Origin of the sequence: Actinobacillus minor NM305 (assembly GCF_000175195.1) — a bacterium.
Classification (GTDB): Bacteria; Pseudomonadota; Gammaproteobacteria; order Enterobacterales; family Pasteurellaceae; genus Haemophilus_A; species Haemophilus_A minor.
This window is the reverse complement of record NZ_ACQL01000021.1, coordinates 1-1,654: the sequence shown is the minus strand read 5'-3', so window position 1 is coordinate 1,654 and position 1,654 is coordinate 1. Positions and strand designations below refer to the sequence as shown.

Here is a 1,654-nt window from a genome sequence, read left to right as displayed (position 1 = left end):
CGCCGTTATTCGTTGTACCGCCGTTATTTGTGGTGTTGCTTGATGATCCACCATTACCACCACCGCTGCCACCGCCAGCAGCTGCTAAGATACCGCCAAGTAAACCGGCACCGATTAACCACCAGCCCCAATTTGGCATAACTGCATCATAAACTGCGGCAACACTCTCTAAATTACCACCTAGTACAGATGAAGATAACACGCCATCTTGTAATGCTGGGATAACATCCGCTTGTAAGCCAGATTCAGGTATATACGCATATAAATGACCGTCTTCTGCGATACCTGTAATTGGGCTTTTTGCACCTTCGTCATCATAATAGTTTTTAATGACGATATTCGCTGTTTCTGAGCCTTCTACTGTGATTTCTAAATCTTTACCCTTGCGTTTTGTCACAATACTTTGTGGTGCAAGACCTGTTTTTTCATCAACTAATTCGAAGCTAGTATTAGCAAGTTTCGGATGTTCAATAACTAATTTCTCATTATTTTTGACTTGCTTCGTCACTGTCGATTGATTTTGTGAATGAATCTTAACTTTGATACTCATAATTTATTACCTCTATTTTTTTTGAAGTCCACACTGCATCATAGATTCTGGCAGGCGTCTTACAAATTGTTTATCTTCTGCAAAAAACGTTTTATATTTTTCTGCTTGTTTTTCATCTATTTTCTGGATAGCCCATTTTTCATTTTTACGAACTAATTCAAAATAAGATGTTTGGTTTTTTTGAACAGAAATCGTTGTAGACGTTGAGTGTCGAATAACTTTATTATCCGTAGCTAATTTATCATTCGTTGATCTTGCTACCAGTTTATAATCCCCTGCACATAATCCTTGTGTGACAACGTGGTTTTTAGACAATGCTGCTAAAAAATGATCATTTATAAAGAGTGATACCACATTTTGTTTATGATCTTTATAAATAGATTGGCTATTTTTTACTGCAGGAGAAAAAATGACAACTTTTCCCGCATTTTCACCAACAGGTTCTAGAATACTTCTCTTTGCTACAGTTGGCTGAGAATTTGTAGCACACCCCATAATCAAAGATGAAGCCAGTAGGGGAAGCCCCCAACGTAAGCTCATTTTTGAACGGGCTGATTTAGATAGAATATCCATAAAATCTCCTTATATAAAAAGAAAGAATTTTCCTAAATAAATCAAAAAATTAGAACATAGAATAAACAACATTAACACACTGGTGTGCTTTTGTTCACTAGTACAACACTGAAAAATTAGGAAGAAAAATAAAGGCAATCGAAGAGTAATCTCAAGAAAAGTTTGAAGGTAAGCCCTCTTGAGTTGAAACGATTGTCTAACTTACAAGCAAGGCACAAGGCACAAGGCACAAGGCACAAGGCAACATTATTGTACCTTTTAATAAGGTACACAACAAATAAAATAGATCAAAAAAACACTCAATGAAAAGACCTTTTTTAAATTTTTACATTAATTTACTTAATTAAGATTTCTTCCATTAAGATTTCTTTACTTTACTTAAAAATACTGTAAATTTTATTTATTCTTGCACAGAAACCCTCTAGAATATGTCTTTTCAATCCATTCTTTGAAAATTAAGACTTAGGCTTACAAGAAATCTTAGAGATTCCTTATTTTTCCTATATCTTTTTTTATTACTCTTTACGTTTA

At 34.4% G+C, this 1,654-nt stretch carries 1 protein-coding gene and 1 pseudogene; both read right to left on the bottom strand.

Annotation, left to right across the window (positions count from 1 at the left end; genetic code table 11):
* Nucleotides 1–550, bottom strand: a pseudogene (locus AM305_RS00590) (cell wall anchor protein); the annotation flags it as partial.
* Nucleotides 551–562: 12 nt separating this feature from the next.
* The gene (locus AM305_RS00585) at nucleotides 563–1,123 is read right to left on the bottom strand and encodes a hypothetical protein (protein WP_005822089.1); all 561 of its coding nucleotides are present in this window, start codon (nucleotides 1,121–1,123) and stop codon (nucleotides 563–565) included.
* Nucleotides 1,124–1,654 lie beyond the last annotated feature (531 nt).